The 26217-nt window shown below is 37.7% G+C and carries 23 protein-coding genes and 1 riboswitch; of the genes, 5 read left to right on the forward strand and 18 right to left on the reverse strand.

Annotated features, from left to right (window positions below; all coding sequences use genetic code 11):
- Nucleotides 1–15: 15 nt before the first annotated feature.
- The 10 genes from Q4550_RS15165 to Q4550_RS15210 all read right to left on the reverse strand — a co-directional run bounded on the left by Q4550_RS15165 (nucleotide 16) and on the right by Q4550_RS15210 (nucleotide 14962).
- A complete protein-coding gene (locus tag Q4550_RS15165) occupies nucleotides 16–1227 on the reverse strand; it encodes a glycosyltransferase (RefSeq protein WP_303534088.1) in 1212 nt (403 codons plus the stop codon).
- Complete coding sequence (locus Q4550_RS15170; RefSeq protein ID WP_194218730.1) at nucleotides 1224–1949, reverse strand: ABC transporter ATP-binding protein; 726 nt, start codon at nucleotides 1947–1949, stop codon at nucleotides 1224–1226. The genes Q4550_RS15165 and Q4550_RS15170 overlap by 4 nt, the downstream gene beginning before the upstream one ends.
- Complete coding sequence (locus Q4550_RS15175; RefSeq protein ID WP_303534093.1) at nucleotides 1950–2729, reverse strand: ABC transporter permease; 780 nt, start codon at nucleotides 2727–2729, stop codon at nucleotides 1950–1952.
- A 344-nt stretch (nucleotides 2730–3073) separates the two neighbouring features.
- Nucleotides 3074–3694 (reverse strand): hypothetical protein, encoded by a 621-nt coding sequence (locus Q4550_RS15180; protein WP_303534095.1) that lies wholly within the window; start codon nucleotides 3692–3694, stop codon nucleotides 3074–3076.
- Between the two features lie 40 nt (nucleotides 3695–3734).
- Nucleotides 3735–5819, reverse strand: a complete 2085-nt coding sequence (locus Q4550_RS15185) for a cell wall-binding repeat-containing protein (RefSeq protein WP_303534097.1) — start codon at nucleotides 5817–5819, stop codon at nucleotides 3735–3737.
- Nucleotides 5820–5979: 160 nt separating this feature from the next.
- A complete protein-coding gene (gene wecB, locus Q4550_RS15190) occupies nucleotides 5980–7122 on the reverse strand; it encodes a non-hydrolyzing UDP-N-acetylglucosamine 2-epimerase (RefSeq protein WP_303534099.1) in 1143 nt (380 codons plus the stop codon).
- A 104-nt stretch (nucleotides 7123–7226) separates the two neighbouring features.
- Nucleotides 7227–8018: an SGNH/GDSL hydrolase family protein gene (locus Q4550_RS15195; protein ID WP_303534102.1), complete on the reverse strand. Its 792-nt coding sequence runs from the start codon at nucleotides 8016–8018 to the stop codon at nucleotides 7227–7229.
- A 123-nt stretch (nucleotides 8019–8141) separates the two neighbouring features.
- Nucleotides 8142–12293 carry a cell wall-binding repeat-containing protein gene (locus Q4550_RS15200; protein WP_303534104.1) on the reverse strand — a complete coding sequence of 1384 codons (4152 nt, stop codon included), beginning with the start codon at nucleotides 12291–12293 and terminating at the stop codon, nucleotides 8142–8144.
- Between the two features lie 277 nt (nucleotides 12294–12570).
- Nucleotides 12571–14655, reverse strand: coding sequence for a cell wall-binding repeat-containing protein (locus Q4550_RS15205; protein ID WP_303534106.1), 2085 nt, complete (start codon nucleotides 14653–14655; stop codon nucleotides 12571–12573).
- A gap of 157 nt (nucleotides 14656–14812) precedes the next feature.
- On the reverse strand, nucleotides 14813–14962 hold the full coding sequence (locus Q4550_RS15210; protein WP_303534108.1) for a hypothetical protein: 150 nt from the start codon (nucleotides 14960–14962) through the stop codon (nucleotides 14813–14815).
- 215 nt (nucleotides 14963–15177) lie between these two features.
- On the opposite strand from Q4550_RS15210, the gene Q4550_RS15215 reads away from it, so the two are divergent.
- The 3 genes from Q4550_RS15215 (at nucleotide 15178) to Q4550_RS15225 (ending at nucleotide 17477) form a co-directional block, all read left to right on the forward strand.
- Nucleotides 15178–16446 (forward strand): helix-turn-helix domain-containing protein, encoded by a 1269-nt coding sequence (locus Q4550_RS15215; RefSeq protein WP_303534110.1) that lies wholly within the window; start codon nucleotides 15178–15180, stop codon nucleotides 16444–16446.
- Between the two features lie 15 nt (nucleotides 16447–16461).
- The gene (locus Q4550_RS15220) at nucleotides 16462–16599 is read left to right on the forward strand and encodes a hypothetical protein (protein WP_303534112.1); all 138 of its coding nucleotides are present in this window, start codon (nucleotides 16462–16464) and stop codon (nucleotides 16597–16599) included.
- Between the two features lie 101 nt (nucleotides 16600–16700).
- Complete coding sequence (locus Q4550_RS15225) at nucleotides 16701–17477, forward strand: HAD-IIB family hydrolase (RefSeq protein ID WP_303534114.1); 777 nt, start codon at nucleotides 16701–16703, stop codon at nucleotides 17475–17477.
- Nucleotides 17478–17496: 19 nt separating this feature from the next.
- Here the strand turns inward: Q4550_RS15225 and Q4550_RS15230 are convergent, their stop codons facing one another.
- The 5 genes from Q4550_RS15230 to Q4550_RS15250 all read right to left on the reverse strand — a co-directional run bounded on the left by Q4550_RS15230 (nucleotide 17497) and on the right by Q4550_RS15250 (nucleotide 22715).
- Complete coding sequence (locus Q4550_RS15230; RefSeq protein WP_303534115.1) at nucleotides 17497–18489, reverse strand: Gfo/Idh/MocA family protein; 993 nt, start codon at nucleotides 18487–18489, stop codon at nucleotides 17497–17499.
- Nucleotides 18490–18779: 290 nt separating this feature from the next.
- Nucleotides 18780–19067 (reverse strand): hypothetical protein, encoded by a 288-nt coding sequence (locus tag Q4550_RS15235; protein ID WP_226615331.1) that lies wholly within the window; start codon nucleotides 19065–19067, stop codon nucleotides 18780–18782.
- A gap of 133 nt (nucleotides 19068–19200) precedes the next feature.
- Nucleotides 19201–21438 carry a SpoIID/LytB domain-containing protein gene (locus Q4550_RS15240; protein ID WP_303534116.1) on the reverse strand — a complete coding sequence of 746 codons (2238 nt, stop codon included), beginning with the start codon at nucleotides 21436–21438 and terminating at the stop codon, nucleotides 19201–19203.
- Nucleotides 21439–21723: 285 nt separating this feature from the next.
- Nucleotides 21724–22206, reverse strand: coding sequence for a VanZ family protein (locus Q4550_RS15245; protein ID WP_303534118.1), 483 nt, complete (start codon nucleotides 22204–22206; stop codon nucleotides 21724–21726).
- Between the two features lie 53 nt (nucleotides 22207–22259).
- A complete protein-coding gene (locus Q4550_RS15250) occupies nucleotides 22260–22715 on the reverse strand; it encodes an SRPBCC family protein (RefSeq protein ID WP_303534122.1) in 456 nt (151 codons plus the stop codon).
- 199 nt (nucleotides 22716–22914) lie between these two features.
- Here Q4550_RS15250 and Q4550_RS15255 point away from each other — a divergent pair, with 199 nt between their 5' ends.
- Both Q4550_RS15255 and Q4550_RS15260 read left to right on the forward strand, forming a co-directional pair.
- Nucleotides 22915–23052, forward strand: coding sequence for a hypothetical protein (locus Q4550_RS15255; protein ID WP_194218714.1), 138 nt, complete (start codon nucleotides 22915–22917; stop codon nucleotides 23050–23052).
- A gap of 383 nt (nucleotides 23053–23435) precedes the next feature.
- A riboswitch (cyclic di-GMP riboswitch) is annotated at nucleotides 23436–23524 on the forward strand.
- A gap of 46 nt (nucleotides 23525–23570) precedes the next feature.
- A complete protein-coding gene (locus Q4550_RS15260) occupies nucleotides 23571–23711 on the forward strand; it encodes a hypothetical protein (RefSeq protein ID WP_303534127.1) in 141 nt (46 codons plus the stop codon).
- 88 nt (nucleotides 23712–23799) lie between these two features.
- Here Q4550_RS15260 and Q4550_RS15265 read toward each other — a convergent pair whose 3' ends face one another.
- From Q4550_RS15265 to Q4550_RS15275, 3 genes are all read right to left on the reverse strand, one after another.
- Complete coding sequence (locus tag Q4550_RS15265; protein WP_303534129.1) at nucleotides 23800–24213, reverse strand: hypothetical protein; 414 nt, start codon at nucleotides 24211–24213, stop codon at nucleotides 23800–23802.
- 132 nt (nucleotides 24214–24345) lie between these two features.
- Nucleotides 24346–24498, reverse strand: coding sequence for a hypothetical protein (locus Q4550_RS15270; protein WP_303534131.1), 153 nt, complete (start codon nucleotides 24496–24498; stop codon nucleotides 24346–24348).
- A 302-nt stretch (nucleotides 24499–24800) separates the two neighbouring features.
- A complete protein-coding gene (locus Q4550_RS15275) occupies nucleotides 24801–26129 on the reverse strand; it encodes a UDP-glucose dehydrogenase family protein (protein WP_303534133.1) in 1329 nt (442 codons plus the stop codon).
- Nucleotides 26130–26217: the final 88 nt, after the last annotated feature.

The raw sequence follows: 26217 nt of genomic DNA on the forward strand, positions 1-26217 counted from the left end.
TCGAATTCTCCTTACTTACTTCGAAAATAATTCACCATACATTTGAATTAACTTTCGGGATTCATTCGGCCAATTCAATACTTTACTCGCTTCATTACATTTTTGTACGTAATAATCGCTTCTTTGCTGAATAGCTTCAATGCCTTTTACAATGGCTAGTTCATCTTCTGCAACAGGTAGACCAAAGTCATATTCTTCTAATAAATAGGCTTTCCCTGGATGGTTAGAAGATACTACTGGAAGCCCCATTAACATATATTCGAATATTTTATTAGGTGTAGAATAATAGTTATTTTCGCTTACATTTTCGTACATCACGAGTCCAATGTCTGCTTCCTTTGTTAGTGAAAGTATTTCTGAAGGCGGTACTTTAGGATGAAAATGTACTCTGGAAGTGAGCTTCTGTTCGTCCACTAAACGCTCAAGTGCTCCTTTTATATCGCCATCGCCAAGCAAAACAAGGTGATACGGATCAGGTAAATGATTCATGGCTCTGACACAAAGCTCAATTCCGCGATTTTTTGAGAACCCTCCTTGATATAGAAGAATGATCTTATCAGTAGGTATTCCAAAAAGATGATGAAAATAATGATCATTTTTACGCTCTTGTTCCAAACGAAGGAGCGGTATATTCTGCAAATAAATTGAGGGTGGTAGCTCGCCATAGCGTTTATTGAATTTATCAATCAAATACGGATTTACGGTAATAAAACGATCAACATGTTTCATTAACTTGCCTTCCATATAATAACCAAAACGTCGATCAAGCGGATTGCGACCGGTCATTTCATTAAAAAGTTCATGTGAGTCGTAAATCAACTTGCTATGAAAATGTTCTGCTAAACGCTTACCGGTATCGAGCGTATTTAAATCGTGACAGTGAATCGCATGAATGGTTTCAGAAGCCATCGTTCCCTTTACTTTTTTGTAAAACTCGTAGCTAGCATATTGATCCTTCGCCAGCTTTAAGGCTGGATTTCTAACCATCTTCGCTACAACAGATGGTTTTCGCGACGGTCCAGTAGCCATTCCCTTCTTTGCCTGTTTTGTTGAAATGGCTAGCTTATTAATCTTGATCAATTCATGTAAAAAAGGCGGATCAGTATCAAATTCATTTAAACAGCAAATGGTTACCTGATAGCCACTTTCAGCAAGCGCAATGGCTTCACGTTGAACCCGTGCATCGTAATCAATGTCTTTAAAAAGAACCATTAAGATGTGCTTCATTTTTTCTTAGCCTTCATAAATTCATCATACTGCTCGACAATTTCTTTCGTATCTCCAACCGCTTTTTGCTCACCGCGGTGAATCCAGACAACACGATCACAGATTTGCTTCACAAGACCTGATGAATGCGTAACGAGAATAACGGTCCGGTCCTGTTGGATTTTCTCTAATATGGCATCTTTACATTTTTTCTGGAACGCAGAGTCCCCTACCCCGAGAACTTCATCAATCAATAGAATTTCTGGGTCAAGCATAATAGCAGTAGAGAACGCAAGTCTTGCTCTCATACCGGATGAATACGTTCTTACCGGTTTATAAATAAAGTCGTCTAGCTCGGAAAATTCAATAATCGCTTCAAGGTTATCATCGATTTTCTTTTTGCGATTTCCTAACAGAAGGGCATTTAGGTAAATATTCTCGATTCCGGATAACTCAGGTTGAAACCCTGCACCAAGAGAGAGGAGCATCGGCCGCTTCCCTTCAACATGATAAGCTCCCTGATCTGGTTCAATTAAGCCACTCATGAGCTTTAAAAGGGTACTCTTTCCTGAGCCATTTCGACCAATAATACCAAGAACTTCACCTTTCTTTACAGTGAAATCTAGACCCTTTAATGCCCAAAACTGCTTTTTTTCTTTGCTAAGCAATTGTTTCAATGGATTATCTGAATGCTCAGGGTAAGAAACCCAAATATCTTTAAGTTCAATAATGTCCTTTTTCAATTAAATCACCTTGGCATATTGTTTGTCGTATTTGTTCAAAATGCGTAGTCCAATAAACAATAGGACTAGTGAAATCGCTAATATGATGAAGAGATTGTCCCACAGTGGCTGGCCTTTGTAGAGAAAGATTCTTCTATAGGAAACTAGAAAATCTGTAAAAGGATTTAAGTAAAGAAGACTTCTTATATTTTCAGGCACAGATTCCATTCGAAAGAGTACTGGAGATAGATAAAGCAATGTGCGTGAAATGTATTGCATCATGTTCTTAATATCTTTTAAGTACACGCCAATATGAGCCATAATAATCATTATTGGTAGCAATAAAAGAAGGTTCAATACGATTAATATAAAGAAATTCAATGCGTTAACTGTCAACTCCACTCCACTAAAGTAGAGGAATAAAACCATAATGACAGAGCTCACAAGAAACTTAAATGTATTAACACCAAGTCTCACTAGAATAAAGGTTAGCTTCGGCACATAGACCTGCTGCAGAATTCGCGCTTTTGAAGAAATCGCTGTAGTCGCATCTACCATACAAGCGGTTGCCCATTTAAGCGGGATTAAACCTGTAAAAAGATAAACAGCATAATCGTCTCCACCTCGATCTAACACAATCCCTACGAGAAAATAATAAATCGCCATATACAGAATCGGATCGACAATCCACCATAACGTTCCAAGGTATGTTCTAGCTGTATTCGATTTCAGCTCGGATACGGTTAGGTGATAAAGCAAATCTTTGTTGTTTCGCCAATCATTAAGTAATTTTTTAATCATTCGCTTGTTAACTCCTAATCTAACTGCATTTATATTTCCAAACGTCATATTATATTTTATATAATTCCGCTCCTGTCGTCTACCAATATCAGAAGCGTGGCATCCTAGGTAATAACCCTTGCTATATCAACTTTTCTCTACACTTTTTCGCTCATCTCCTCCTTAATTCAACCGTAATTTACAAAATCTTAACGTTTCTCAAAAAGTAGAAACGATTAACTTATTCTTTCATAATCCAACCTGAATTACCATCTTTTGTAGATCAAACTTTTTATCTTGCTATTCCATACGGTTTATTTACATTGATAAATGAAAAAAGCAGCCTGGCGGCTGCTTTTATTGTCTTATTGAATCGTAGCCAATTCAGCTACTTCACTTTCTGGTTGATCACCAGTCATTTCATACACCTGTTTAATCATACCAACGCCTTCTGCATAGTAGGTAGTAATTTCAACTTCATCACCTTGATTTCCAGACACTTTTAGAACATGATCAAACTCTCCATATGGAACCTCTACGGTATCTAGAAGAGTAATCTCTATTTCTTCTTCGTTATGAGGTTGCAATAAGATCGTTTCCACTTCTTCCACAGCTTCAAATTCATCTAACATACTTTCTTTGTTAGATGAATCTCTCTGTTCAACAATAGCTGCTCGATCCTCAGTCCATTTAATAACTTGAGCTGTCTTCATATCACCAAGCGTAATAACTCTTTGTAGATATTCTTCATTTTGATCAACGATATATTCAGTAAACATTGGTTTCTTTTGAGAAGTAAATGTCTTCGTCACACCAGTATCCGGTCGATAAGAGGATAGGTCCAAATTCTGATCTTCTTTTTGTTCGTTAACCTCTCCACTTCCTTCACCAGATTGAAACGTGGTGTCCGGACTAGTATTTGACGCTGTTCCACAGCCTGATGTTATTAAAAGAAGAAGGACAACACTCCACGCTATTCTCTTCATAAAAAGCCTCCTAGTTTATAATGATTCAAGGATTTCATAATCAATACAATCGGTTAGCAACTTGATTTTTAGGCTTTTCTTCGACTTTTCCACCGATTGTAAAGAAGGAAGTGACTCGATTTTGCATGCCGTATTCAAAGAGAACATCTTGAACATTGGCATTGAGTTCTTTGTGAACAAGAACAAGTGGGGCATCTGTCTTAACTGCTAATGCGGATGATACGAGCGCATCCGGGAAATCCTGGCCTATAGATAGAAGCACCGTGTCCGACTTTATCTCATCACTAAATTCATCCAAAATGGATGCAAGAGTTTCATACCTATCCTTTCCAGATAAACGCTCTACCGTTTTCGAGCCATTTAGATTTTTTAGTTGTTCTTCAATATTTGAAGACATGACAGCTTCTCCCCCAAGGATCGCTGTATTCTTGCCCTTTACATAAGAAAGAGCTGCATTTGTTAATTTTTTCTTATCAGACAGGACAATCGACCAATTAGAAGAAGAAGCGATCGGTGAACTTGCAAGAGCATCCGCATAGCTGAATCCATTTGCAACAAATACACCTTCTACTTGATCAAGTCTACTATTGATCATAAGATTTGTTTCAAATCGATCTATCCCACCGATACGTTCCACCGTAACTCCTAGCTTTTTCACTTGATTCTCCACCGTTGTTGACACTGCATTTTCCCCGCCAATTAGAAGAACTTTATCGGCTTTCAATCGCTTAATTTCTTTCTCAGAAAAGGAATCTAACGAAGAGGGTCTGGTCAGTAGAATTGGAGCATTTCCTAATTGAGCAGCTAATGGTCCAACGGATAATGCATCCGCATAGCCTAAACCATTCGTCAAAACAACAGTTTTCAATTCTTTATCCGCATTAAAACCATTTGGGTAGATCTCTTTTGATATCTTCACAGCTGTTTCAAAACGATCTCTACCAGAGAGCGCCTCCACCTCAAGTGATTTCGTGATTGTTTCTCCAGAAATATTTGTCCAAAGAACGTCGCTCGAAGACCGGCTGATGACATTGACATTCTTCATAGATTTGGCAACCTCAATCGCCTGACTCTTTTCGTAGTAATTCCCCTTACTTACTCCATCCTTATTTTGAATCTGATAAGGGCGCTGTAAATAATTAGACCATTCAACTGTTCCCTTTTCTTTTGCAATTACTTTTGTGTTTTTTCGATCACTTGCATAAGCAATTGCATCTGACAGTTCAGTGAAGGAGATCACTTCGTCTTTTCCTTTCATGAACACTTCATAATTTACTTTAGTAGAATCATAGATTGTCTTCTGCTTGTCTTTATCAAATACAGTCACGTTCTTCAAAGTCTTTGCAAATGTAATGGCCTCATCACGTGAAGTAAACTGTTTGATTTCATTTCCTTTATTATCAAATACCTCGAATACTTTAAAGAAATTAATCGCAGCTTGAGCCAGCGACTCAGCTGCATCGTTTTGAAAATGACTTGTCTTAATGAGGCTTTCTTCTGACGGATTGGACATATACCCAATCTCCACCAAAACAGAAGGCATTTGAGCATTTCGAATAACGAAGAAAGCCTGATCATTTTGGATACCTTTATCATGCAACCCTGTACCACTTAGTACTAAAGGATGAACGATACTAGCTAACCTGCGACTTTCAGATTCAAAGTTAACTTGAATGGGATCTGGTGGGTATTCCTCATCCCATGCTGCGCCTTTACTATAATAGTAGGTTTCATATCCTTTTACGAGCGTGCTAAAAGGGTAGGCATTGTGATGAATGGAGATAAAAAGTGAATTATCATTATTCCCCTTTACGTAATTGTTTGCGATTTTCGTTCTTTCAATCAAATCTTCCTTTGAATCCTTCGCAAAATCTCGATCCGTTTGTCTTGTCATAAATACCTTGATATCGGTTCCTTGCAATTTTTCTTTTAGTTTTATACCGATTTCAAGTGTCCCAACTTTTTCATAAAAGCCTGTTTGATCCCCAGAATAACCAGACGTACCTGTAAAACGTCCCCCATGTCCCGGATCAATAACTATGTATTTTTCTGCTGCAGCAAATGACGGACTGAATAAAAACACGATCAACAAAAGAAAAAAATGAACAATTAACCTTTTCTTCATATCCCACTCTCCTATCATGGTAATCTATTACATTTTATTATAGTATGACTGGAACTTCTATGCTCCTTGACAAATTATTCTAAAATGTGTGATTTGTACGATATAACAGAAGCATCAAAAAAAGCCTTTCTGCACTCTAAGCAGAAAGGCTTCTCATCATTTATTCAACAAATGGGACGGGCTTCGTTTCAGTTACTCCATAATAATATAAAATCGCCTCAACGATTCGCTTAGATGCTTCACCGTCTCCATAAGGATTAGATGCTTGGGACATTTTGTAATACTCTTCTTTATTTGTGAGAAGAGTCGATGCAGTGGAATAGATCGTCTCTTCATCCGTTCCAACAAGTTTTAGTGTACCCGCTGATACACCTTCAGGTCTTTCCGTATTTTCTCTTAATACAAGAACAGGTGAGCCAAGAGATGGGGCTTCTTCTTGCACACCACCTGAATCCGTTAAGATCAACGTAGCTCTTGATGCAAAATTATGAAAATCAATCACGTCAAGAGGTTCAGTTAAATGAACACGTGACTGTCCACCTAGCGCTTCATCCGCTAACTGTCTAATAGCTGGATTTAAATGAACAGGGAACACCACATGCACATCATCATATTCATTAATAATGCGGCGAACTGCTTGAAAAATATGCCTCATTGGTTCACCGTGATTTTCACGTCGGTGTGAAGTAAGCAGGATCATTCTCTTGCCATCAATTTGTTCTAAAAGTGGATGAGAATAATCCTCTTTCACAGTATGCTTCAAAGCGTCAATTGCTGTATTTCCAGTAATATAAATATGTTCTGTTTCTTTTCCTTCATTATATAAATTATCAAATGCACGCATCGTCGGTGCAAAATGCAAATCAGCAAGCACACCGGTCATCATACGGTTCATTTCTTCTGGATATGGCGACATCTTATTAAAAGACCTTAGACCAGCTTCCACGTGACCTACAGCTACTTGATTATAAAAAGCAGCTAGACTTGCAGCAAACGTCGTCGTGGTATCACCATGAACCAGTACGAGATCGGGTTTTTCTTCCTTCATGATCGAATCTAGACCATTTAAGGCTCTCGTTGTAATATCAGCAAGCGTCTGTTTGCTTTTCATGATATTGAGGTCATAATCTGGCTCTATCTTAAAGATAGATAAAACTTGATCAAGCATTTCTCGATGTTGCGCTGTTACAGCAACAAGTGGTGTAATAAATTGTGGATGCTTTTTTAATTCGTTCACTAGCGGCGCCATTTTTATCGCTTCAGGTCTTGTCCCAAATACACTCATTACTTTAACAGGTGCCATGTTGACTCTCCTTTTGGTCGAATGATGGTGCACGTTCAGTACCATCTTATTAAAACACACATAAAAAAGCAAAAGCCTTCCTATTCATAAGGAAGGCTACCTATTTAGTGACCACTGAAATAATCCACGATAAATTCTCCCCAAACGTCAAAGCCTTTATCATTTGGCCTTGAGTCTACTAAATAGTCTTCTATTTCTGTAGTATCAACAGCTGGCCAGACTGACCAATGATCCAAATAAATCAGGTCATTCGCCTCAGCATAATTTCTTAACGCATTGATTTGAATATTATAATAGCCAGGGTCCGCAATTGGGTTAGAGGGCATTAGCATAATGCTCACACCAGGTAACGACTCGTTTAATTCTGACATAACAGTCGAAAGATTCTGGTGCCCTTCATCAATAATAACCTTCCCATTATCATTTAACGTAAAGGCTTCTAATACAACAATATCTGGAATTTCGTCGATAACATCATCATATAACTCATCCTGAACAATCGTCTTTGTTGTGGCTTCTTCAAAGGTGAACGCCTTCACAGTAAAAGCCCCTTTCCAAAACGACTCTTCCAAACCTTTTTCAACGCTTTGCTTGAGTCCATTTTTCTTTGTTCCAATCGATTCAGATCCAACAATAGCGACTGAAATCGGATCATTAGAAGACATTATTTTCTCCTGTACCTGCTCTGGAAAATTGGAAACAAGTTTTTTTAAATCCTTATCACTTACAGGATTTTCATTTAGTTCACTATTTTGAGTATCTACATTCGATTTTGAATCGACTTGTGCACTAACAGTCTCACCTGTTTGGGCAATCTTATCGTCCCAATGCAATTTCCCAACTATTACAAGTGCTAGACACCCAATGATCGTAATCAATAATACTACATTCTTCATACATTCCCCCCTGAAATCTGTCGAATAATGGTATCTATTAATATTATTGTAATAAAGGGAAAATGATTGCAAGTATAAATTAAAAAAGCCGCTCTTTTTTTAGAGAGCGGCTTTTTGGGATAATTACTTATTTAACCATTTGTTTAGTTTATTTTTCACATCTTTGTTCACGGCATTTTCTCCACCAAGCACTTTCGCTCCAGATACATCCGTTGTTGTAAAGTACTTAACAAGATAAGATTCAATCTCTTTCGGGATTTCATCACTCTTCACAAGGAACATACTACCTTGATCTTTCACAACAAGTGGTGCAGCTGCAAGCGCATCCGGGAAGTTCATTCCATTTGCAACAAACAGTTGATCTGTATTTGTACCTAGTTCTTTATGAATTTCAACAAGGGTACCAAAACGGTTTGCTCCGGCAAGGCGTTTTGTCGTAAGCGATAGTTCATTAGTCATATCAACTACCTCATCTGAGATTACCGCATCTCCACCAAGAACATATACTTGCTTACCTTTCATTAGCTTTTTCGCATCTTCAGTAAGCGTTTTTCCATCAGTCAGTACAATTGGCATATCGTTAGCACCAGCAATGGAAGCTGCACTTAGAGCATCTGCGAAGTTTTTACCAGTAGCAAGGAAGACCGCTTTACTAGTTGAACCTTTTTCAGCAAGCTTTTTAATAATTTGAACGTTCGTATCATAACGAGTGTCTCCGCTAAGGCGCTCGATATCAGCTGTACTTACGCCAATGTTTGCAAGCTGCGTGTTTACTTTCTTCGAGATTGCATTTTCGCCACCAAGAATCATCACATTCTTAGCTTTTAGGCGAGAAATTTCGTTTAGTACTTCATCTGAAAGTATTCCATCTTTATTAGCAAGTAAAATCGGTGCATCGTAGGCACTTGCTAATGGCCCAGCAGATAGTGCATCCGGGAAATTAAATCCAGTTGCGATGAATACTGTATCAGCAGTAGTACCTTCTGGGTACATTTGCTTTGATACTTCAATAGCCGTTTCAAAGCGATTGTCTCCTGCTACTACTTCTACCATCTCGCCATCTGTTTCAACCGGCACGATTGAAAGAACTTCACCAGTCGCTTTATCTTTCAAGAATACTCCAGCTGTATATTTACCGCTATTTTCTGGTGTCGTAATTTTCACATCCGTCGTTGCTTTCTTACCTACCCCTAAATCAAAGCTAGATTTACCAGTAACTTCAATCTTACCGGCACCATCTTCTCCTGCCTCAAGAACTTTAGCTTCTGTAACAGAGAGGTCGAAATCTGTAGTATCTCCAACCGTTGAATAACCTTCTACACGGATTGTATATTCACCATCCGGAAGATTTTTAACAGAGAACGATTCTTCAGAATCTCCATCTGCATCAATAGCAATATAATCCCCGATCGTTTTACCATCTTTTGAACGATAAAGGTAAAGATCAAGGTCATCGCCCGCATCACTCGTATTGCCGATTGATACATCAAGAGAAATATTATTCTTCAGGGTCATTGTCTTATCGTAGACCCCACCTTGACCTTTGACTGTTTCACGACTTTTCATTGTTTCAGGCTTACTAAATGCGCCGCCTACTACTTCTACTGAGCGTTTCGTAGATAAGTAGTTTTCAAATGTTACAGATTTAGATAATTCACTTCCCGGCATAGCGCTACCAAGCGCAATTCTTCCCGGGCTAGATACAACATCCTGAACGAATGCTTCTAGTTTAAATTTATTCATATCAAGGTCGTCTTTTGGAGCTGCAGTACCATAGACCGCTACTTCCCAAACACCAGACTTAGGACTTTTCGCAACATAGTCTTCTACGCCAATACCATCATAACCAGCATAGCCTTGGAATGCGTTAACCTGATCGCCATCAGGATTCATAACAAGCATGCGTACGCGTCCCTGGAATTCATCGTTTTCTTTAAGAGCTTCCAAGGCAAATCGTACTTCTTGTGCGCCTTCTGCAACATTAAAGAAATAACTCTTCGTCTTCGAAGATTGCACTTCATCTTCATGAGTTAAACGGAAACGATCTTCAGAAGTAAACTCTTCTCCAAGTATGATGGTTTGGAAAGAACGTGCTTCTGCATAAGCGGTATCTGGATCATCGATCAAAAGTGTGCCTGCATTAACACCAATATCCATCTTGCTCTTATCATACTTCACAGTCATTTCCTTAAATTCACCTGGTTTAAGTTTGATGCTTTTCACAGAAGGAGTGAACCAATCAGAGTTTGATGAAACGTTAAGGTTTTTCGTCTCATCTGTTGGATTTTCTACCATCACTTTAACTTCTTCAGGTACTTCTTTGTTTCGAACGTAAAGTCCTGGTCCACCGGACACCTTTTCCCCGTGGTATACAGTCACATTAACTTCTTTTACTTCATTAATATAATGCTTACGAATGTATTCATAGGCTGCAGGTACATCAATAAGTCCAGCACCTTCTTGAACACGAGTGTAGCCATCCACATGAACAGCTGTTTGAATAAGCGCTTCACGAGCAAGCTCGTAATCGAACGGAATACGATCTTTAAGGGCAGCTTGCTTTAGTGTTGCTACCGCTCCAGCTACATATGGAGAAGACATACTTGTTCCTTGAAGAACTTCGTAATTACCTAAATGCTCTGGGAAAGAAGCATAAGCAGATCCCGGTGCCACAAAGTCTGGTTTTTGTTGACCATCTTCCGTCGGTCCGTTTGCAGAGAAGTACCATAAACCTTCCCCTTGTACTGGAGATCCATCTGCATTTTTTCCATATGGGTAGTATCCATACTCAGTTGCCCACATCTTACTGTTAATGTATGCTCCAATCGAAAGAGCTTTCACTCCATCACCAGGAGCACCTACGGAATCCACTCCGGGTCCATCATTACCAGCAGAAGTGACATAAATCGTATCGAATAACTCGCCCATATCTTCAATGATTTTCGCATAAGCACCGGATCCATCATTAAGGTCTGGTGAAGAGCCAAGACTCATGTTTACAACATCTGTTCCAAATCCACCTAACTCTTCAGGTACAGCAGCAAGATACATTGCATTCGCAATACTCCAGCCAAATGTTTTACCACCAGAGTCAAATACTTTTAGACCATATAGATCCGCCCCAGGTGCTACACCTTCAGCAGCTACAGCCCCAGTTTCATTTTCTCTTTCAGGTCCATTTGCAGCTGTAATACCGGATACGTGTGTGCCGTGACCGTCACCATCAAAGAAAACTGTCGCAACTGGGAATGGATACAATGTTGAATCTGGGAATTGATGACCTTGATAAGTAGGACTAGGACTTGCAATTCTAAAGTTAGCACCAGCTACTTTATCTTCGGGGTTAAGGTCCATGTTATCAACATCGCCCTCGCCATATGCTTTTTCGTCAGTGAAATCTTTGTCCTGATCGATATCGATATAGACTTTGTCATCTACGAGAAGAACATCGAAATTAGCATCTCCTGTTCCATCTCCATTTAAATCTCTATACAACGGCTTGCCTTTTCCATCTACATCATAAGATGCTGGATTCAACGTACCGAAATAATATGTATCGTCTTCCGCATCAATACCTTCTGTTTTATATGTGACTTCTTCTACAGTAATAGAGTCGCCTTCAGCTGCTTCTTGCTGAAACCACACGTCTCCTTCTCCTACTGTATCTACGACCCCTTTAATTTTAGAAGAAATAATTTCGCCTTTTTCATTATATTGAGTAAAGGCTTCATGGCCTGGATCGACACCAGTGTCAATAATCCCTACTTTCACTCCCGTTCCATCATACTTGTCGTGGAATTCATCAACACCGGTTGCTGAGTGAGTTTCTTCGGTTGCAGGTTTAACAACATCTTCAGGGTTTTTCACTTTCGGTTTAAGATCAGTATCTTCTTTCGGACCTTCATCCAGCACGATTTCATTGTTCGCCCCAAGCATACCAACAGAGTCTAAACGATATACCTGCAGAACTTTATTTGTTGGAACTTCAGCAAGATACAAGTAGTTGTTTGTATTCTTCTTTACTTTCACTCCAAGTTTTTCAAGCTCTTTTGTAAGATCAGCCCCACCGTGTTCGTTTGCAACAATAATTAATTCCTGTTTTGATTGTTCACTTGCAGCAAGTGAGGCAATCTCCTGTGTGACAGGAAGCTTAAATTTCTTGGTTTCTGTCAAAGCAGCCTCAGCTTTTTCTGGATTATACGTCATTCCCGCGAATGAAGAAGCAACAAGAGAAGCGCCCGCAACAATAGTCAGGACTTTTTTCTTAAACGTCATTTAATTAAATCCCCCTTAGTAATTTGTGAAGTTCCTGCAATCGATCCTCCTTATGAGCGGAATTATTATAATAATTCACTATTTTCAGTTTAATTATAAAGCGATTAAGAGTCAATCTTTAACTGTTAAAATTGTGAAAATTTTTGATAATTTGTAGATATTTTAGGACTTTTGTCCATAAAAGCTTAATAATGACGTAATGAATAAATACTCTCAAACGCTCAGTTAACTAGATTACATAAAAAGAAGCGTCAGTATTTTCACTGACGCTTCTTTTTTATTGAACAAGCATTTGATCAATATCCCAGGCTTTTGTTTGATTAATGGCCGCTGGACCACCTAGAATCCGATATTGATTTATTCCTTGATTATTTAAATAGAGAATGGACTTCTCTAAAGCATTATTCTCTCTAGTAGGGTGAACCAAAATAATAGAATGACTTGATAACGATGCAGCCGCCCCACCAGTTAAGGCATCTGGAAACTTAAGACCAGTAGCAAAGTAGACTCCCTCACTATTTTCTGCTACTCCAAACCTTAGCAATACTTTGAAGTTTGTATCAAAGCGGTCTTCTCCTCCAATTCTCTCCGTATTGGAAGATTTGATTTGAGAGTACACACTCTTACCGATGATCGATTCTCCACCAATAACATAAGCTTTGTCTGGATCAAGATCGTTCAAAAAAGCCTTCGTTTCAGCTGGTAAAGAATCACTCTTCGTAAAAAGCACAGGGGCTCCGAGCCTTGATGCGAAAGATGAAATAGACAAAGCATCTGGGAACTTTTCACCAGAAACGATGAATACTTCCTTTGTCTTTTCACTACCGACGATATTCGCAATTTTAGTAGCTGTTTCATAGCGGTTATCTCCTGCAATGCGTGTACTCGAAATCCCTTCCGATTTAAGCTGTTCTGTAATTGCTTCAGGAATTGCATTATTCCCACCTATAACTAAAACATGATTAGCAGATAACCTACTAAGTTCCCTCATTACACTGACAGATAGACTATTTTTTTTCGTGAGTAGAATCGGACTACCAAGCATAGAAGCAAGCGGAGAAGCAGCTAAGCTATCAGGAAAATCATCTGAGCGAGTAAGTACTACGAAGCGACCTTTCTTGTTATCGCCTCCAATGGATAGCGTTTGTTCCTCCAACGTAGTCCAATTTTTTTTGGAAATTTCGATTGCTGTATCAATTGCAGTGTCACCATAGATACGGTTAAACTCTGTTACTCCGTTAATAGCTCCTTCCATATTTAACACGCCACTTCCAAGGTCGTATGAATTAGTCAGAGCACTAGCCGTTTGCTTTAATAATTTAAACGTTTGCTTATTCGTTAAATATGGAGCATATTCCTTTAGTAACACACCTGATGAAGCGACAATTGGCGCAGACATACTTGTACCTTTATCAAAAGCATATTCTCCATTCAATGAAGTACTATAAATGTCCGTGCCTGGAGCAGCAATATCAACTAATGATCCATAATTTGAAAAGGAAGCTTTTTCTTCAGTTCCTGTTTTAACAGAGGCTACGGCTAAAACGTCAGGATAAGCTGCTGGAAAAACCACTCCTGAATCATTGTCATTACCTGCAGCGCCTACTATAAGAATATTTTTTGAAATCGCTTCTTCAATTACAGTTCTTAAAGCAAATGAGTTATTATAGTTTCCTAGACTTAAATTGATTACATCTGCATCGTGATCAATTGCATATCGAATTCCTTGAACCACTGTTGATAAATTACCAGTACCGTTTTCTGTTACTTTGATTGGCATAATCGAAGTTCCACGCGAAGGAGAAACTACCCCTAGTTGATTGTTCGTTACAGCTCCAATAAGTCCAGAAACTTTTGTACCATGACCATCAATATCCTGAACCGATTTAGATGGTTCGACTAGGTTAATCCCATCTACAAGATTTCTTTTTAAATCTGGATGAGTCAGATCAACTCCTGAATCAATTACCGCAACCTTTAATGAACTTGCTTCAACATTAGCAAGCTCCCACCCTTTTATGAGATGAATCTGATCGATCCACGGCTTTTGATATGATAAATAAGTGTCATTGGCTTGTACTGAATCCATTAAATAAACTGGTTGATCCATTTCGACATGCTGTACATCTTTATTTGCTTCAAACTGTTCAATCATTTTATCTACTTCATCGACAGGTACATCAATCATTTCTACTTTCGTAGAAAGTTTTGAATCTCTTGACGGACTTTTAGTCTGTTCATATGTAACAAGAATACGCTCTGTCTCATTATCAGATTCAGCTTCTGATAATTCAGGCTCTACAGAAAAGAAGAAACTGCATAATAACAATAGAAAAATAGTTTTTGACTTCAGTTGTGACACCTCTCCCATGATTGATAAACTTCATTTATGTTATCTCTAGTCTATAACGAATCTTTCGACAAATCACTAGAATAGTATCACAATAAGAGTTAGAAAAAAATGGTTTAGGGGGGAGTAAAGTCGCATTTATTTAGGAGTTTTATCGCTGAAAAAGGGGTTAAACACGTTCATGTAGAAGGTTTTGGTGTTGTTGCTGGATTGCCTGGAGTTTTTCTTCGAGGTTATGTTGTTCTTTCCGCATACTGCCAATAATTTGAATCAAACTCGTGATCATTGCTTCTACGCGTTCTAATCGATCTTCTTGCATTTTCGACACCTCCTTTTCATTTTCATCATTTTACCATATAATGGGCAGTATCGTTCGAAAATTTTTTCGACAAACTCATGTTGGGAAAACTACGTCGAAAATCGGCATTTAAACCTTATAAATTCGTTTATATTTCCCAACCTCAAAACTATTCTCTTTTCTGAGAATTTTTAGTAAACTGTAATCAAATAGTTCTAGGAGAAAGGGAGCAAAGAATGATTGGAGCAAAAATCCGATACTTCAGACAAATGAAAGGCATCACTCAAGAACAACTTGCTTCCGGTATCTGTTCTATTCCTTATCTAAGTAAGATTGAACACGGACTTGCCCAGCCAAGTGAAGAACTTGTCGAACATCTATGTAATGAGCTAGGTGTCTCTTTAGAACAGGTTGATGATGAAGATAAAATGAAAAAACTTCATCTTGACCTTGATGCTTGGTACAAAGAAATGCGTCTTCGTAATTTTGAAGAAGTAATAAATTTTAAAAACCGTATTGATGAAGAGATTGATGGTGTAGAAGATCCAGATATGCTCACAAAATATCTTCTTTTAACATTTAGATATTATATTTTGTTCAGAGAAACTGAAAAAGCAAATGATATATTAGAGAAGCTCTATCACGTTCAAGAAAGATTATCAGAAAATCTAGAGTACTTTTACTTCTATTTTCTCGGACTCTACTATTATCAAAATCGAAAGTTTAAAGAAGCTTATGAACAATATTCCAAAGCACATAAATTACTTTTATCTATGAAAACAAACAATGCAGAATTAGCTGAGTTTTATTATCAGCAAGCGCTTGTTCACAATTGCCTTAGTCAAATAACTTTATCCAATAATTTAGCGATTAAGTGCTTAGATCTCTTTAATAAAGAATATAATTTCAAAAGAACAGCAGACACTGAAATTTTACTAGGTGTAAATAATAGAGTTATTCTCAATTATGGAGAAGCAGAACACCATTTTCAGAATGCTTTAAAGTATGCTGAGTCGTTTAATGACAAGAGATTAAAAAGCATTATATATCATGATTTAGGATATGTATATTCATTTCAAAACGATACCGAAAAGGCATTAAGATATTATCAATCTGGACTTCAAAATAACGAAGAGCACGAAATCGAAGACCGTGCTAAAACTATTTTTTTAATTGCTTCAGAATATTTGAAAATTGATAATATTAACCTCACTTTATCTTGGATTGAAGAAGGAATGAGGTTAGTAACAAAAACAGGATTTCTAGAGTATATTTATCACTTTAAGATATTAAATTCTAAATTAAAAAACTCTGTTAGTGATGAGATGGGAACTGAAGAGCTTTTGAAGGATGCAGTCGGCTATTTTAAAGAAAAAAATTATTGGAACTATGTTTCAGAGTATGGTGAGTTGTTAGCAGACTACTACTTTACTAGTGGACAATATAAAAATTCCAGCTTTTACTTTAAACTAGCTAATGATAGTAGGAAAAAAATTATGAATTAGAAAGGAAGAAGAATGATGAAGAAATTTTTAGTAAACATGTTGCTAGTTACAGGTGTCATTGGGATCGTTACATTTGCTAACCACGATAAATTACCTGATTCTCATGATAAATTACCTGACTCAAGCCCAGCAAAAACCGAAGTACACATCTAATAACCAAAACCCGTCTCAGATTGAGTCGGGTTTTTATTTGCCCTTCCATCCTCCACAACGCTATACTAGTCATAATTTAATTCGAATAGGAGAGTGCTAATATGGCATTTTATATGTTTGATGTTGATGGCGTTCTTACAGATGAGAATGCTAGACCAGATAAAGAAGTTGTTAAGATGATTGAAAAGCTAGCTACAGAGGGACATATTCTTTCTTTCGTCACAGGGCGTTCTAGAGGCTGGCTTTCCGATCACCTTTTCCCTCTATTTGATGATGAAATTGACTGGTCTTCCTTATATTGTGTTTCTGAGCACGGGGCGATAAAAGGGCGCGGAACCAATATTTCTTCCTGGGAGCTAGATGAGGAATATGTGATTGCAGATGATATAAAAGATAAATTATATAAAGTTAGTCAAAAAGAACAATATGATGGTCTTATTCAATGGGATCAGACGAAAGAATCGATGGGTACGGTTGAAGCAGTTCATGGTGATCCAGGTGATAAAGAGCACTTAAAGAAAACACGAGAAGCTCTACAGGAATATGCAGAGAATGTGGATTCGATTTCTTCTGAATCTGGTAATAAAACCGTCGTTTCCACTTATGGGGTCGATGTGATTCATCCAGATTTGTCTAAAAAAATTGGAGCCACGTGGATTATTGATGAAATCCAATCTGCCGATAAAGTATTTGTTTTTGGAGATAGCAGCGGTGATATGGTTATGGCTGTAACTGCTAGAGAACATGAATTAGATAACATTACGTTTCATTGGGTTGGAGAAGGTGAAACACCAGAAGAAAAGAATATCACTTCTATTTCAAGCAAATATTCCTATTCAGAAGGAACGAAAGAACTTCTAGAAAAGCACATTGGCTAATCCAATGTGCTTTTTTGTATTATACTAGCTCAACTGGTTGATTTTTATCAATAGATTCAAAGCAAGCTTCTATCGCTTTCAAATTATTTACTGTCGCTTCACCGGAATAGGATGGTGTATGCTTATTTTCAACACAACGCGTGAAATGTTCAACCATAAGTGTATACTGCTCACCGTTAGCCATTTCTTCTCTCACATTACCTTCGCTATTTTTAATTCGAATTAAACCACTAGCTTCAGGCGCGTCTGGACGGTATGCAAATGGAACATGAATACTTCCTTTTGTGCCAAGAATTTCATAGGAATTGCTCATTTGTCGTTCGAAGCTACAATCAAAAGAAGCTGTCACTCCATTTGCAAACGTAAAGATTCCTGCAGCCGAAAGATCCACGCCAACTACCTTAGGAATGGAAGCCTGAGCGTAAACTTTTAATGGTTCGCTTCCAATAATGAATCTAGAGGAGTGAATACAGTAACATCCCACATCCCAAATGCTGCCACCACCTAGTTCACTGTTGAGACGAATGTTATTTCGTTTGTCACCCATATAGAATGAAAAATTAGTACGCATATGTTTGACGTCACCAATTTCACCTGAAGCAATCACTTCTCTTACAATTTCATGTTGGGGATGGAATTGATACATAAATGCTTCCATAAAAATAACACCGTTGTCTTCACATACTTGCACCATTTCCATGGCATCACGGGCTGTAATGGCAGCAGGCTTTTCGCATAGTACGTGTTTTCCTTTTTGAGCCGCTGCAATTGTCCATTTTTTGTGTAAAGTATTGGGAAGTGGAATGTAAACCGCTTCGATTGATTCATCATCTAGCATCGCTTCATAACTGTCATGAAAATGCTCAATACCCATTTCTGCTGCAAATTCTCTCGCTCGACCACTACCGCTAGCAACACTCACCACTTCAGCACCTTGAGCATTTTGTATAGCTGGAATAACCGCTTTTCTAGCAATATTGGCTGTTCCCATAATACCAAATCTAATTCCCATATTTAGCACTCCCTTTCTAAGTATATCTATATGATTTTACCATATTATCCCACGAAGCAAACTACATCAAATTCTTTCATTCTTCCTACCCTTCTACCCCCAGCGTAATAGCGTATAAACCGAAACATTAAGTAATCCCTTTAATCCCCCCTTTTGATTATAAGGAAAAAACAAGAGCCGTACTCGTTATGACGAGTACGGCTGTTTTAATTAGTGATTCTTACATAGTCAGTTTTCATTTATATTAGCAACTAATCTACGAGCTTCTGTAGCAGTAACAAGCGATTGACTCAATCTACAAATCGTTTGATCACTTCCATAAGCTCAGGACGAATATGATGCTCTAAATCTTTAATTTGAGATTGGTTACGGTATTTTTTTTCAATAAGATCTCGCTGCTTACTATTTTCTAGCAACCAGTGCAACCAGTGCTTATCATCTGTTTCCGTAAACGCTTCTGTTTTTTCGTACTTGTTATGTAGATCTTTCAACAAATGCCCGAGACTTTTCTCTGGATGTTCATTCCAATATGTTCGTAAAGCATCGCAGAGTATTTCAATTTCTTTTTCCTGGTGCAAGACATCACATCCCTATCTGAGTTTATTTTGCTATATGTCTCTCGTTATGTCTACGTTCTTATAAAAATGAAATTACTCATTTTAACTATAATAACATAAAACACCTCTCTATTTTTAAGAGAGGTGTCCATGGTTAATTTGATAGTTTATCAACTGTTTCTTCAACGGGTTTACTAATAGCAGCTTCCCCGCCCAGGAAGTAGTATTCTCTACTCATTGATTTCTTAACGTACTGTTCAGCTTCATTCGATAGTTTATTTTGCTTAGTTAAAATGACTGGTGCGCTCATAGCAGCGGCAAAGGGCGATCCAGGTAGTGCATCAATAAATACATCTCCATTTGCAAAGAAAACACTCTTATTTTCAAAATCAAATGTTTCTGCAATCTTCACGCTTGTTTCGTAACGATTATCCCCAGCAACTCGCTGGACCGTTGAAGTTGTATCAAGCCTGTCCTCAACAACACTTGAGACCGCATTTTGCCCACCGATAATCGTAGCCGCAACAGGTTTCGTTGTATTCATATACGAAGCAGTAGCCGCACTTAACTTTTCACTATTAGTCAATAAGATTGGAATTTGCTTTGAAGCTGCATAAGGAGCGATTGATAGAGCATCAGGGGATGTGTCATCTCCTGTTGTCACGATCACTTGATTACTATTCCCTACTTCATTAGCAACTGCGATTGACGTTTCATATCGATTTTGACCGCTTATTCTTTCTACATCAGAAATATATCCTTTAGTAGAAAGTTGATCAACTACCTTCTCTGAAATGGCTGCTGGTCCACCTAGAATATAAATCTTTTCAGGTTGTAAACGATCTAATTCTTCCTCAACGACAGAAGGCAGTCTCTCACTTTTTGTTAAAAGTAATGGAGCATTGTACTTTTTAGCAAGAACGCTTCCCGTAAGAGCATCTACTGAAAGATCTCCTCTTCCAAGTACAACAACATCTGATGAATGCTTCCACCCATCTTTTGATATAGCTACGCTAGTTTCATATCGATTATTTCCTGCAAGTCGTGTAATCAAGTTTGTTTCAAATGATTCTTTGACTAATTCTGTCCCAGGATAATAGAATGATAGAATTTGTTCGTAATTACGTCCATCTTTGGACTGTTGATAAGCTCCGTATTGGCTCATGCCTATGCCATGCCCAAAGCCACTACCTGAAACGACAAATGAATTACTCGTTTGTTTAATTTCTTTTACATAAGGACTTTTCATAATCGTTGTACCAATCATAAATCGGATATTATAAGAAGTATCCTCGATTTTCATCGTATGCTTTTTCAAATCCCCATTTGTATCCATAACAAATCCATCTTTGTTTTTTAAGAAATACTGAATCTCGACACTACCTCTTAATACTTCATCAGATTTAAATGGTGGAACTGTGAAATTAATATTCGAAATATCGGTGATTTTTATTTCATCTGTAGATTTAATTTTCCCTTTAGATAATAGCCATGACTTCATATTTTTTATTTCTGTTACGTTTGAACTTAGCTCAGTCACATTAGACCACCAGGACTCAGGTTTCTTCAAATCTAGTTTTTTTGTGTCAATTTGTTGCTTTCCTAGTGTGTAGTCCCAATAATCATAGCTTGTTATCATCTTCTCATCATATGGATCTACTTTCGTCTGCAAATATGGAATCCAACTACTCCCCCACGAGTTCGTATTGGACATAACCATTCCACCATTTGTGGAAGAATAAAAGGCACCAATGTACTTCCCGTTATACTTTAGTGCTTTTCCAGCAGTTGCATCTACCGCTTCGTTTGTCGTTTGATACCAGTCATAACCTTTATAAACTTGACTGGATTGACTATCCATTAGAGAATCTTTCTGTGGTAAAGCGAAAGTTCTAGCAGCGATTGCCTGGGCTTTTAAGGCTTCCATTCCACCATTATTTCCCCAGTAGGCCGGCATTTCACTAGGCACTACCCCTTTTAAATATTCTTCAATAGAGAGCGTATTTATCGGACGGATGTACTTTCCCTCAATTGTAAATTTCATTACTCCGAGATATTTTTTGTCACCTATTCCCACATAGCTGTCCATCGATTTGGATATTGTTGGAACTATCGTCATAGAATTCCCGAAGTCTTCAAGTTTGGTATTGCCTCGATAAAGGACCACTTTACCCGCTTCTGCTTTTACACTGTATTCATCAGACTGGGAACTGTCTATTTTAATGCTACTATTTTCAATCTGATAACTGCCTGTCACATTAAATTTGATTACGGTCGTATCCTTAATATAGTTTACTAGTTTAACCGTAACTGACTCTCCTGCAGCCTGAACACCATTCATGGATAAAGAAAATGCTAAAATGCCAATCAAAAATGACGTAAAAAGTTTCAAATCTTTTCCCCCTAAGATTTTTTAAGAAAATATTAGTTCTATTCTCCCTTTTTAACACTTTAGCATAAATTTTACATTAAAATATCATCCAAATGACGAATATTACAAAAATAACATAGAATACCCAGGTACATTGTCGAATCTATAGGTTATTTTTACTACAAAAATAATAGTAGTGATTTTTGAAAGGGTCTATGTTAATAAGCGATGTTGATTTTTGGATCATTTACGTTCTGTGCCAAAACTCAACAGTATAAGCTAAGCTATCACATAAAAAAACTCCCGCTATGCGAGAGCTTTTAAAGTGGAAGAATGCCATATTTTATAAATGATAACGCTATGTAGGCATCCAGCAAGATCCACAATCACATCAGTGAGTAACGCTGTCCTTTCTGGTAAAAAGGCTTGAATAAATTCATCCGTTACAGCAAAAATAGCTACAACGATAATGACAATGAATGTACGAAAAACAGATGAGTCTCCTTTAAATAGCTGTAGTAAAATTAATGCTATGAAACTGTAAACAAAGAAGTGACCTAGCTTACGAACGACAAAATGCGCCAATCCTAGTTCTCCGTTTTTTTCTAAACTTAACGTCAAAGGTCCGTATTGGAACTCTCTTGACTGGATGATGGAGGATACACCATCCACAATGAAAGGAGCTGGTTCATGCCCTATTAGTGTAAGTATTGCCATACATGAAATCAAAAAACCGATTCCTAACCAGCACTGAATACAAACCGAAACGATAGTCTGGGACACGGACATGATTGTCTCCTCCCTATATAAGCTCTCTTAAGTATCGCCTAATCGGGAAAAGGTTATTCCGTTCGTTCAGCCATTTTCTTTAATTCAAGGGCTCTCTTTTCTAGCAGATTTTTCATATACTTTTTTAAAAACAAAAGGTTTGCGATGCTACCAATTAAACCAAACGGAGCTTCATAACTAAATTCATCGATCATTAACGTTACATCATCGATTTCCTCAAAACGATGAGAATGAACAAAAGATTTAAATGCTCCCTTTGTCATTTCATCAATAAACCAATCTGGTTCCTGCATCCCAGTGATTTTGGCAGTTAATTTTTGCTTAATGCCAAAGTGAGTCGCTTCCCATGTAACGGCATCACCATTGCCTAGCAATCCTTCCGTAACCCCCCTTACTGCTTTCTCATTTGTTTGCTCTGTGCTTTTCATATGCGCTTCAACACTTCTTGCGTAATTGAAGCAGATTTCAATAGGAGCTTCAATCAATGTTTCCAGGTAAATAACAGGCATGTACCAACACCTCCATAATTCCTTAGACCTTATTATCTTCCATTATATTGAATAAAAACGGGCCATAAAGATTATTTCTTAAAATTCGACATTTAAGGCTAAATTATTTAAACAAATGAACCGATAATAAAAATAAAAGAGGTTTCACTTTCATACGCATTATACATTATTGGAAAGTGACGTTACTGGGCGGATTCATATGAGACGAAACTGGAAAACTCCTGAAGAAATTCAATTTCAAAAAAAACGCAGGGAAAAGATCCTTTTCCTTGCCATACCTATCCTATCCATCCTGTTAGGTGTTGTTATTGCGATAGCCGCTAATAGCGGATTTTAATTGTGTTATTTTTTTTCTACTTCGCTTTGTGTTTTCAAAGATGGGAACGCTCTCTATAGGAGTTTGATTATTTGTTATTGTAGCGTTCGCTTTACGCTTTCTCCATAAAACTTGCCTTTACTTGATTAGCTTTTACATTTCATCTTGGTTCACGAATGTTGACTTTAAAAGAATGATTTACGAGATCTTCGAAAAAAGCATTCGCGCTTTAACTATGACATTGGGAAACCTGCTTTACAAAAGCTTAATTTGATAAAATAAATTAAATGCATTTTCCCAATATACATAGTTTCCAGAATACGCTATACTTGAAACTGTAGTCATTTTTCGACAATTTCTAATTTTTTATGACTTCGTTTTCTTACTTTTATATGCTACAAATCGTACGAGAATGGCAAAATCATTGAAAAATGATGACGCAAAGCTATAGGGACTTCGCGGACTGGTTTCCGACAGTCAGCCAGCTGCCGAATACGGCCTCCACTGCGATTGTTGCAAGAAACACAAGGGGGATATGAATGATGAGAGAATCTTGGCTAACGCCAGAGGAAATCCAGTACAGACGACAACGTAAAGAGAAGATGATTTATCTTCTTCTACCCGTTTCTGCTATTGTAATTGGAGCAGCTATTGCTTTCCTTACACAAATGACATATTAAGATCGGGGAAGGGGAGCGAATCATAGCTCTCCTATTTTATTGATCTTTTTTGAGCAAAATAAAAAAGACAACCCTCACTTCAGGTCATCTACTTCGTTTCGCTCTTATTTTTTACTGATTTACGTACCTTTTTTAGCCCAATTAAAACGAGGCGTATGACCACGTATATTATGAACAACACAATAAAGCCCTGCATTCCAACAACAGCGTCTGCAAACTCCATATTTCCTCTTCCGGTGATTTTCTGTTGAATTTCAATGGCAAAAACGACTACAAGCAATACTGTTACCGTATAAATAAACGAAATCGCTGTGATACTCCAATTTGCAAGTATACGGAACAATAATTGCACAACAATAAATCCCGCCATCCCTAGTAAGCCAATCACCCAAAAGTGTAGTTCTTTATCTGTGACCGTAAAGCCAAAGCTATACATTAATGTAATGACAATATCATGAAGCTCATTAACAATGGCAACGATTAACTTGATAAACTCTCCCATATCACACTATCCTTTTAAGTCGAATACTCATTATTCTAGACATGTTTCATTCAGGTGACAAGTACCCCTACCCATCATCCAGAGCTTCTCATGCAAAGCTCGTCCTAAAGAAAATAAGTTGCCCATTATAGGTTATTTCTTCTCTACTACTGCCTTATAAAGGTAGTCTTCATTGTTCACTTGAATTTCCGTTAAATCTTTTCCACAATATGGACAAATCCATTCTCCTTGATAATTACTGCTATAAGAAGGTTTTTGACATTTATCACACGTTTTCTCTACCATTTTACCACTCCATTCAATACTTTTTATTTCATTCAGAAATCATAGTTGTCTCCATAAAGCATACTGACAAACATATTTTACCAAAGTGGATGTTTTTTTCAAGTATAAATATTCTGAACTCGAGATATTTATGTGCTGTTATTAAATTTTCACGCTATGTTACTTTATGTTATTGGTATCTTGATATTTGTTTCACTCGAATGACCCTAATATCAACAACATTCATTAACATACCGAAATTTTAATATAAAAATGGTAAAAAAAATAATCCGACGAACAGCTAAGGCTGTTTTGTCGAATTATTATACCGTTGAAGAGACTTGTAACTGATTTATGGTAGGCCGACCTATAGAGATATAGTTTAGTGAATAGTTCGCTGCATCTTCTAATGAATAGCAATTCCTTCCGTCTATCACAATGGGAGAATTCATTCGTTTCACATATACATTCAAATCTAGCTCTTTAATTTCTTTCCATTCCGTTATGATGAGTGCCACATCTGCTCCAGTTAAAACCTCTATTAAGGATTCTTTAAAGATCACCTCTTTAGGCAAGTGGCCTTTAGCATTCGATATCGCAATGGGATCATAAGCAAGGACTTCTGCTCCCTCTTCTACTAAAGATCGAGCAATTGGGATAGAGGCCGCCTCACGCATATCGTCTGTATTTGGTTTGAAAGCTAAACCGAGTAGCGCTACTTTTTTCCCTTGAAGTGGTCCAACTACCTCTTTCGCTTTTTGAATGAGCTTATTTTGTTGAGTATTGTTTACCTCGATAACAGATTTCAACAATTGAAAGTTATGTTGGTTGTTACCGGCAATTTGTACAAGAGCGTTTGTATCTTTTGGAAAACACGAGCCCCCATAGCCAATCCCAGCTTGTAAAAATTGATCCCCAATTCTCTTATCCTTTCCCATTCCAAAAGCCACATCATCTACATTTGCTCCAACTTTTTCACAAATAGCTGAAATTTCATTGATAAAACTTATCTTCGTTGCTAGAAATGCGTTAGACGCATATTTAATTAGTTCAGCGCTTTTCCGATCCGTATGATAAATTGGAATCCCAAAAGGCTGATTAATATCTTCTAATACTGCGGCGGCTGTTTTATTCTCTGATCCAATAACAATCCGATCTCCATGAAACGTGTCATGTACAGCTGAACCCTCTCGTAAGAATTCTGGATTTGAAACAACTTCTACTTTATTGTTCGATCTTAACGTTTGCTCAATCCACTTTTGTATCAGTTCATTTGTTCCTACGGGGACCGTACTTTTGGTTACAACGATACTATCCTGCTGAAGTGATGTGCCGATATGTCGGGCAGCTTGCTGGATGTATTGAAGGTCGGACGTTCCATCAGATCGTTGTGGTGTACCGACCGCAATATAGATAACGTCCACCGTTGCCAATGCTTCCTGATGAGCTGTTGTAAAGTGAAGCCGACCATCCAATAAATTTCTTTTCATTAACTTCTCTAAATCAGGTTCGAAAATAGGCGAATAGCCGTCAGTCATCATCGCAATTTTCTTGTGGTCGACGTCAACGCACGTTACTTGATGGCCGATTTCAGCTAGGCATACTCCTGTTACTAGACCAACGTAACCGGTACCGATTACAGCAATCTTCATCTTATATCTCCTTTCTCTTTCATCTATTTTCTATTATAAGTGAGCAGAAATAGTTTCAGATCCCCTTCACTCGATCAACACAAAATCT

Source organism: Anaerobacillus sp. 1_MG-2023, assembly GCF_030547345.1.
GTDB classification, from domain to species: domain Bacteria; phylum Bacillota; class Bacilli; order Bacillales; family Guptibacillaceae; genus Guptibacillus; species Guptibacillus hwajinpoensis_B.

What these genes read in the sequence shown, in the direction of transcription:
- Q4550_RS15215 (WP_303534110.1), top strand. Translation starts at nt 15,178, where the DNA reads ATGATTGGAGCAAAAATCCGATACTTCAGACAAATGAAAGGCATCACT.
- Q4550_RS15175 (WP_303534093.1), bottom strand. Translation starts at nt 2,729, where the DNA reads ATGATTAAAAAATTACTTAATGATTGGCGAAACAACAAAGATTTGCTT.
- Q4550_RS15260 (WP_303534127.1), top strand. Translation starts at nt 23,571, where the DNA reads ATGATGAGAGAATCTTGGCTAACGCCAGAGGAAATCCAGTACAGACGA.
- Q4550_RS15185 (WP_303534097.1), bottom strand. Translation starts at nt 5,819, where the DNA reads ATGAAGAAAAGGTTAATTGTTCATTTTTTTCTTTTGTTGATCGTGTTT.
- Q4550_RS15230 (WP_303534115.1), bottom strand. Translation starts at nt 18,489, where the DNA reads ATGGGAATTAGATTTGGTATTATGGGAACAGCCAATATTGCTAGAAAA.
- Q4550_RS15255 (WP_194218714.1), top strand. Translation starts at nt 22,915, where the DNA reads ATGAGACGAAACTGGAAAACTCCTGAAGAAATTCAATTTCAAAAAAAA.
- Q4550_RS15220 (WP_303534112.1), top strand. Translation starts at nt 16,462, where the DNA reads ATGAAGAAATTTTTAGTAAACATGTTGCTAGTTACAGGTGTCATTGGG.
- Q4550_RS15180 (WP_303534095.1), bottom strand. Translation starts at nt 3,694, where the DNA reads ATGAAGAGAATAGCGTGGAGTGTTGTCCTTCTTCTTTTAATAACATCA.
- Q4550_RS15270 (WP_303534131.1), bottom strand. Translation starts at nt 24,498, where the DNA reads ATGGTAGAGAAAACGTGTGATAAATGTCAAAAACCTTCTTATAGCAGT.
- Q4550_RS15225 (WP_303534114.1), top strand. Translation starts at nt 16,701, where the DNA reads ATGGCATTTTATATGTTTGATGTTGATGGCGTTCTTACAGATGAGAAT.
- Q4550_RS15165 (WP_303534088.1), bottom strand. Translation starts at nt 1,227, where the DNA reads ATGAAGCACATCTTAATGGTTCTTTTTAAAGACATTGATTACGATGCA.
- Q4550_RS15245 (WP_303534118.1), bottom strand. Translation starts at nt 22,206, where the DNA reads ATGTCCGTGTCCCAGACTATCGTTTCGGTTTGTATTCAGTGCTGGTTA.
- Q4550_RS15200 (WP_303534104.1), bottom strand. Translation starts at nt 12,293, where the DNA reads ATGACGTTTAAGAAAAAAGTCCTGACTATTGTTGCGGGCGCTTCTCTT.
- Q4550_RS15210 (WP_303534108.1), bottom strand. Translation starts at nt 14,962, where the DNA reads ATGCAAGAAGATCGATTAGAACGCGTAGAAGCAATGATCACGAGTTTG.
- wecB (WP_303534099.1), bottom strand. Translation starts at nt 7,122, where the DNA reads ATGGCACCTGTTAAAGTAATGAGTGTATTTGGGACAAGACCTGAAGCG.
- Q4550_RS15195 (WP_303534102.1), bottom strand. Translation starts at nt 8,018, where the DNA reads ATGAAGAATGTAGTATTATTGATTACGATCATTGGGTGTCTAGCACTT.
- Q4550_RS15250 (WP_303534122.1), bottom strand. Translation starts at nt 22,715, where the DNA reads ATGCCTGTTATTTACCTGGAAACATTGATTGAAGCTCCTATTGAAATC.
- Q4550_RS15265 (WP_303534129.1), bottom strand. Translation starts at nt 24,213, where the DNA reads ATGGGAGAGTTTATCAAGTTAATCGTTGCCATTGTTAATGAGCTTCAT.
- Q4550_RS15275 (WP_303534133.1), bottom strand. Translation starts at nt 26,129, where the DNA reads ATGAAGATTGCTGTAATCGGTACCGGTTACGTTGGTCTAGTAACAGGA.